Source organism: Mesorhizobium sp. M0768, assembly GCF_040320195.1.
GTDB lineage: Bacteria > Pseudomonadota > Alphaproteobacteria > Rhizobiales > Rhizobiaceae > Mesorhizobium.
On record NZ_JAMYPD010000003.1, the window covers coordinates 423,709 to 430,111 of the forward strand.

At 64.5% G+C, this 6,403-nt stretch carries 8 protein-coding genes; 4 read left to right on the forward strand and 4 right to left on the reverse strand.

All coding sequences use genetic code 11. The annotated features are described in order from the left end of the window. The first annotated feature begins 1 nt into the window (after nucleotide 1). Together NKI08_RS06505 and NKI08_RS06510 are read left to right on the forward strand one after the other, a co-directional pair. Nucleotides 2–982, forward strand: a complete 981-nt coding sequence (locus tag NKI08_RS06505; protein ID WP_352767878.1) for a hydroxyacid dehydrogenase — start codon at nucleotides 2–4, stop codon at nucleotides 980–982. A 42-nt stretch (nucleotides 983–1,024) separates the two neighbouring features. After that, a complete protein-coding gene (locus NKI08_RS06510; RefSeq protein WP_352474072.1) occupies nucleotides 1,025–1,408 on the forward strand; it encodes a hypothetical protein in 384 nt (127 codons plus the stop codon). 14 nt (nucleotides 1,409–1,422) lie between these two features. Here the strand turns inward: NKI08_RS06510 and NKI08_RS06515 are convergent, their stop codons facing one another. Then, complete coding sequence (locus NKI08_RS06515) at nucleotides 1,423–2,718, reverse strand: amidase (protein ID WP_352502602.1); 1,296 nt, start codon at nucleotides 2,716–2,718, stop codon at nucleotides 1,423–1,425. Nucleotides 2,719–2,838: 120 nt separating this feature from the next. On the opposite strand from NKI08_RS06515, the gene NKI08_RS06520 reads away from it, so the two are divergent. After that, nucleotides 2,839–3,186: a GFA family protein gene (locus NKI08_RS06520; protein WP_023675184.1), complete on the forward strand. Its 348-nt coding sequence runs from the start codon at nucleotides 2,839–2,841 to the stop codon at nucleotides 3,184–3,186. Here NKI08_RS06520 and NKI08_RS06525 read toward each other — a convergent pair. Beyond that, complete coding sequence (locus NKI08_RS06525) at nucleotides 3,183–4,406, reverse strand: MFS transporter (protein WP_352502601.1); 1,224 nt, start codon at nucleotides 4,404–4,406, stop codon at nucleotides 3,183–3,185. The genes NKI08_RS06520 and NKI08_RS06525 overlap by 4 nt on opposite strands. A gap of 91 nt (nucleotides 4,407–4,497) precedes the next feature. On the opposite strand from NKI08_RS06525, the gene NKI08_RS06530 reads away from it, so the two are divergent. Then, on the forward strand, nucleotides 4,498–5,478 hold the full coding sequence (locus tag NKI08_RS06530) for an AraC family transcriptional regulator (RefSeq protein ID WP_352474069.1): 981 nt from the start codon (nucleotides 4,498–4,500) through the stop codon (nucleotides 5,476–5,478). Nucleotides 5,479–5,490: 12 nt separating this feature from the next. Here NKI08_RS06530 and NKI08_RS06535 read toward each other — a convergent pair whose 3' ends face one another. Both NKI08_RS06535 and NKI08_RS06540 read right to left on the reverse strand, forming a co-directional pair. Next, nucleotides 5,491–5,772 (reverse strand): hypothetical protein, encoded by a 282-nt coding sequence (locus NKI08_RS06535; RefSeq protein ID WP_352474067.1) that lies wholly within the window; start codon nucleotides 5,770–5,772, stop codon nucleotides 5,491–5,493. A gap of 246 nt (nucleotides 5,773–6,018) precedes the next feature. Further along, on the reverse strand, nucleotides 6,019–6,403 hold a 385-nt coding region (locus NKI08_RS06540; protein ID WP_352767883.1), incomplete at its 5' end, for a TOBE domain-containing protein.

Below are 6,403 nucleotides of genomic sequence, written 5' to 3' on the forward strand. Positions count from 1 at the left end.
AATGCCCAAGATCCTGTCAACACACAGACTGCACCCTCGTGCCGCTTCCATGCTGACCGGGGCCGGCGAACTCGTCGTTGCTTCCGCCCTCGATGCGGCCACGCTGGCCGCCGAGGCAAGGAACGCCGATGTCATCATCGTTCGCGCTCCCTTGCCTGCGGCGCTTTTCGAAGGCGCGAAGAAGCTCAGGGCCGCGATCCGCCACGGCGCCGGGCTGGACATGGTACCGATGGAAGCGGCCAATGCGGCCGGCGTGCTGGTGGCGAATGTGCCGGGGGTGAACGCGCGATCTGTCGCCGAATATGTGATGTTCGCGGCGCTGGCGCTGCTTAGGCGCTTCCGTGTGTTGGACCGCGACTTGCGTGCGAAGGGCTGGCTGGCGGGCCGCGAACACACGGTGGTAGCCAGCGAGCTAGCGGGCAAGACGATCGGCATTGTCGGCCTCGGCGCGATCGGTCAGGCGGTTGGCCACATCGCCGCCCATGGGTTCGATCTGAATGTGGTGGCGACGACGCGCAGCATGCGGCCGGCGCCGGACAGGGTCGGCTTCCTGTCGATCGATGCACTCATCGAGCAGAGCGACATCATCATTCTGTGCTGCCCGCTGACGCCGGAAACACGGGGGCTGATCAGCCGCGAGCGCATTGCGCGGATGAAGCCGGATGCGCTGCTGATCAATGTTTCGCGCGGGCCGGTGATCGATGACGACGCGCTGATCGAGGCCTTGCAGAAGGGGCGCATCGGCGGCGCTGCGCTCGATGTTTTTGCTACACAACCGCTACCGCCCAACCATCCTTATTTTGGCTTCGACAACGTCATCGTCACCCCGCACATGGCTGGGATTACCGAGCAGTCGATGATGCGCATGGGCGTCGGCGCGGCTGGCGAAGCCTTGCTGGTGCTGGCCAACAGATTGCCGGTCAATCTGCGCAACCCCGAAGTGGTCGAGCACTACCGGCGGCGGTTCCCTGCCGATTTCTGAAAGCGCCCCAATTTTCCCGAATTCGCCGGCGATGGTGCCGGCATGGCAAGCGTCACAAAATTTCTGCTGACCGCCGGCTTCTGCGTGGCGACGGCGCAAGCCTTCGCCAACGAACAGGGCAGCTACGTGTTCTGCGACAACGGCATACGCTGCCTGGCGGCGCCCTGTCCATCGAACAGCGCACTCGACCTTGCTGCTGGGAAGCTCATCAAAGGCGTTTCAATCGACATCGATCGCCTGCCGCAACAAGACAAGGCGCTCGATCTTTCAGACAAGCTCTATGCCGGCAAGGTCGTTGTTGTCGGCTCGATCGAGAACCGTACCCGGACCTTCAACGGCAAGCGGTACACCCTGCCTTGGCTGGTCGCCACCAGCATCGAACGCGCCGCCAAGGACAGCGAACGCGGCCACTGCTCGTCGCGCTGACACGCGCTATCCGATCAATTTGCAAGCAGCTCCTCCACGCCGGCTGCGATGCGCAGCAGGTGGTGGTCATGGCCATTGCGCGCCACCAGCATCAGCCCGGCCGGACGCGTCATTCCGGGCATCGGCAGCGAGATGGCTGATAGATCGAACTGGTTGGCGACCTGCGTGTTGCGCAGCAGAAGGCCTTCCATCCTGTTGCACAGCGCCTCGTCGCTGGTCATCGACACGATCGTCGGCGCCGTCACCGGTGTGGTCGGCAGGGCCAGCACGTCGACCGACGCCAGCCGGTCATCCATCGCGGCGGCCAGCGCCGTGCGGCGGCGCATTGCCCTGATATAAACCGTGGCCGGAATGGCGGCGGCGCGCGACAATGGCCCGCTTACCCGCGGGTCGACCGGCCTCGTCGCTCCCGCCGCCAGCCAGTCGGCATGGATCTCCGCCCCTTCCATCGCCGCGATCGACGCGCGTTGGGTTGCCACGCGCAGATCGGCAAGCAGGTCGTCGATCGACAGCTCCACAAGCCGTGAGCCGCTAAGCTCTATCTTGCGCAGACACCGGTCGAACGTCGTCGCGACCTCTTCCTGCGTATCATCGAACAGCACGCCGCGCGCAATACCGATGCGCAGGCCGTCCAGCGGCAGCGGCAACAGTGCCGCCAGGTTTTCGCCCGACATCACTGCATCGGCCGCCGCACATTCGGCGACGGTGCGGGCCAGCGGACCGATCGAGTCCAGCGTGGCTGACAGCGGAAACGCACCCGCAAGCGGCACGCGCCGCGCAGTCGGCTTGAAACCGACGACGCCATTCAGCGATGCCGGAATGCGCACCGAACCACCGGTATCGGAACCGATGGAGATTTCGCTGGTGCCTTCGCCCACCGAAACGCCGGCGCCTGAGGAGGAGCCGCCCGGAATACGGCTGGCATCGCTAGCATTGCCGGGCGTGCCATAATGTGGATTGACGCCGATTGCAGTAAAGGCGAACTCGGTCATGTTGGTCTTGCCGAGGATGATTGCACCGGCCTGGCGCAACTGTTGCACGACAATGGCATCCCGCAGCGCCGGCGCTGCGTTGGCGAGCAGCAGAGAGCCGGCCGTGGTCGGCTCGCCGGCGACATCGAACAGATCCTTGATCGAGACGATCGCCCCATCGAGCGGCCCGAGCGTGACGCCGGCTTTTCGCCGCGCATCGGTGGCGTCCGCCGCCGCCCGTGCGACTTCCGGGTAGAGCTTTACGAAAACCCTCTCATCGTCGACGCGAGCGGCAAGAGGCGAAAGAATTGCTTCGAGGTGATCGCGGGCTGATTGCATTTTTCGGTGTCGGACTCCGCGCGCTTGCAACGTCTTAAGGTAGCAGCCAGAAACTGGCCGCAGGAGACATAGCCCGGCGCGGTCGGATTTGCACCTGTCGAACCGAAGGAGGAAGGCCCGATGCTCTACCAAGGCAGCTGCCACTGCGGCAAGGTCGCGTTCGAGGTCGAAGGCGAGCTGACCGGAGCCGTTCGGTGCAATTGCTCGATCTGCTCGCGCAAGGGTGCACTGTTATGGGCAGTTCCGCATGAGAGCATGCGGGTGCTTGCCTGGGGCGATGATCTCGGCCGCTACAGCTTCGGCAACCATGTCATCGCCCACCGCTTCTGCCGCAGCTGCGGCATTCACCCCTTCGCCGAGGATGTCGGCGAAGGGAGCGGGCGAAGTGCCTATATCAATATCAATTGCATCGAGGCGTTGGACGTCGCCGCCGTGCCGGTCTTCGACTTCGACGGCCGTTCCGTTTAGGCCTTGGGGTCGTCGATCGGTTTGGGGCCAAGGAAGAACGCCGCCAGTGCCGCAAGCAACGTCGCCGCCGCGCAATAGGCGAAGGCGGTGGCAACGCCGGTATTGTCGACCAGCAGGCCGCCGAAGACGGCGCCCAACGCGATGGCGACCTGGAACGTCATAACCATGAGCCCACCGGCGCTTTCCGCCTGATCGGGGGCGGCCCGCACCAGCCAGGTCTGCAGCCCGACTGGGACGGCGCCGAAGGCAAAGCCCCAGCTGGCCACTGCTATTGCAGCCACGACGGGTGAACCTCCGACCACCAGCAGCAGGAGCGCCGAAAACGCGATCAGCAGGGGCGCCAGGCTGACGGCTGCCTTGAGGCTGCGTTCGGCAATTAAGCCGCCGGCAAAATTGCCGAAGAAGCCACCAATGCCGTAGGCGAGCAGCACAAGCGAGATCGTCTCGATGTCCAGCGCGGGCACCTTCTCGAGAAACGGGCGGACATAGGTGAAGCCGGCAAAATGTCCCGAGGCGACCAGTAGTACCACCAGCAGTGCCACCCTGATCATCGGCCGCTTCATCACCTCCAGCAGCGTGCGAAAACCTGCCGTACCTGCAGGCGGCAGCTTCGGAATGGTAGCCACCTGCACCAGCAGCGCCAGCGCTCCGACCACGGCGGCGATCATGAACGCCGTCCGCCAGCCCCAGATGTCGCCGACATAGGCGCCGACCGGAGCCGCGCAGACCGTCGCCACCGAAACGCCGGTGAGAATGATCGACATGGCGCGCGGCATCAGCCGCATCGGAACGAGCCGCATCGCCATGGCTGCCGACATCGACCAGAAGCCGCCAAGACTGATCCCGAGCATGATGCGGGCAATCAGAAGAACGGGAAGCGAGGACGCAAACGCGGCCACCAGGTTTGACAGCACAAGCAGCACCGTCAGCGCCCACATGACCAACCTGCGGTCCAGCCGCTTGGTGACAATGGCCATGGTCGGCGCCGCAATCGCGCCAATGACGGCGGTTGCCGTTACCGCCTGCCCGGCGGCGCCTTCGGTGATGCCGAGATCCTGCGCAAGCGGCGTCAGCAGGCTGGCAGGCAGAAATTCCGCGGTCACCAGGCCGAAGACTCCGAGCGCCAGGGAGACCACTGCCCCCCATGCGGGCTCGGATCGTTCGCCGGTTTCCGATGGGTCGAGAACGGCGTCCATGACGCCTGTCGCGGGTTCGGTCATGAGGGATCTCCGATCTGGTTGCAGCGCAGCATCTGGCTGCAGTGCAACATAGGGAGTGACTGTCTGGAGTTTCCATGCTAGAAACACCATTATGCTTGATCGTTCGTCCAAAATCCCCGTCACCGGTGATCCGCTGACAGACATATTGCGCGGATTGCGCCTCGAAGGCGTCGATTACGGCCGTTGCGAGATGAAGGAACCCTGGGGCATCCATTTTCCGGCTCAGGCGGCGGCACGGTTTCATTTCATCGGCCGCAAAGGCTGCTGGTTGCTGCAGCCGTCCGGCGAATGGGTGGAACTGAAGGCTGGCGACGCGGTATTGTTGCCGCGCGGCTCAGCCCACACGCTGGCGAGCGAGCCGGGTACCGAGGCGGCGCCGATCCACGGCTATGAGGTCGAGGAAATCTGCAAGGGTGTCTATTGCATGTCGAATGACGGCATGCCCGGCTGCCGTCCGGGGACCTTGCTGTTTTTCGGCAGCATGTATTTCAATCTCGATGGCTTGCACCCCTTGCTCGGCATGATGCCGGACGTGATGCGCGCACATGAGTTGGAGGCCTATGAGCCAGGTATCCCGCATTTGCTGGAAGCGATGGCCCGCGAGGTGACGATGGAGCGCGTCGGCTCCGGCGGCATCCTGGCGCGGCTGGCCGATGTGCTCGCCGCGACCGTCATCCGCTCATGGGTCGAGCGCGGCTGCGGCGACTCTTCCGGATGGATTGCGGCGGTCAGGGACCGCGAGATCGGGCGGGTGCTGGCCGCGATCCATCTGGAACCGAACCGCGACTGGACGGTGGAAGCTCTGGCGAAGATGATGGGTGCCTCGCGATCAGGTTTCGCCGAGCGCTTCGCAACCATTGTCGGCGAAACACCGGCAAAGTACGTCACGCAGGTGCGGATGCACCAGGCGAGGCAATGGCTGGTCCGCGACCGGCTCAAGATTTCCGTCGTCGCGGCTCGTCTCGGCTACGAATCGGACGCCTCCTTCAGCCGCGCCTTCAAACGGGTCATCGGATCGCCGCCTAGCCATTTCCGGGCCGAGGAACAGGCTGATATCCGCCAGGCCGGCTAAACGTTGGCCGGGTTATTGCTCGGTGATGCAGGCCGAGCCGGCGCTGCTCTTGCAATATTTACCGGAAGCCCCGCACCTGCCATCCGAGACTTCCACGACGGTGCCGCTCAACAACAGCTTGCAGTCGCTGGTGGACAGATTGACCGTGCCGTTGAGATCCTTGATCTTCTTGGCGTCGACCTTCGCGCCGGCGACAACTTTCTTGGCTGCCTGCGCCTCGCCCAGATGCGCCGCCGACAATCCCATACCGGCGACGAGTAGGATCGTCGCAAAACCGCGAAATAGAGTTCCCATAGCCAACCCTCCGTTTTGGGCCTCCAAATTGGGCTTGCAAAGCCCGTTTGGGACCAAAGGATCAGCCTATTCGACAAATCGGAGCATCCGCATCCCCCGTATGGGGGATGACGGGAAGACTCGAGCATTTAGCAGCCAAGGGAATCACTCGACGTCGCACAAATGCGGCTAAAACACATGGTTTAGAGCGGTATGCACGGCTCGATTTGAACGTATCCGTTCTAGCTGCAGCAAAGAGGCTTGTACTTAGCCGGCGTGACGCAGGCTTATTCCGCTGCCCTTGTCGAACAGCACCACCTTGTCCGGGTTCCAGGCAAAGCGCACCGGCTGCTCTATCTGCACGTCGGTCCTGGCCGGCACGGTGGCGCGCAGCATGGTGTCGCCGACCCGCAGCGTCAGGATCTTTTCGACGCCATGGTTCTCGACATCGTGGACCCGCGCCTCGACCGGCGCGCCGGTCTCGAGATAGACGTCTTCAGGGCGAATTCCGAAGACGAGCGGGCGACCGTCGGTCGCCGCGCCCGTCTTTGGGGGGGGGGGGGGGGGGGGGGGGGGGGGGGGGGGGGGGGGGGGGGGGGGGGGGGGGGGGGGGGGGGGGGGGGGGGGGGGGGGGGGGGGGGGGGGGGGGGGG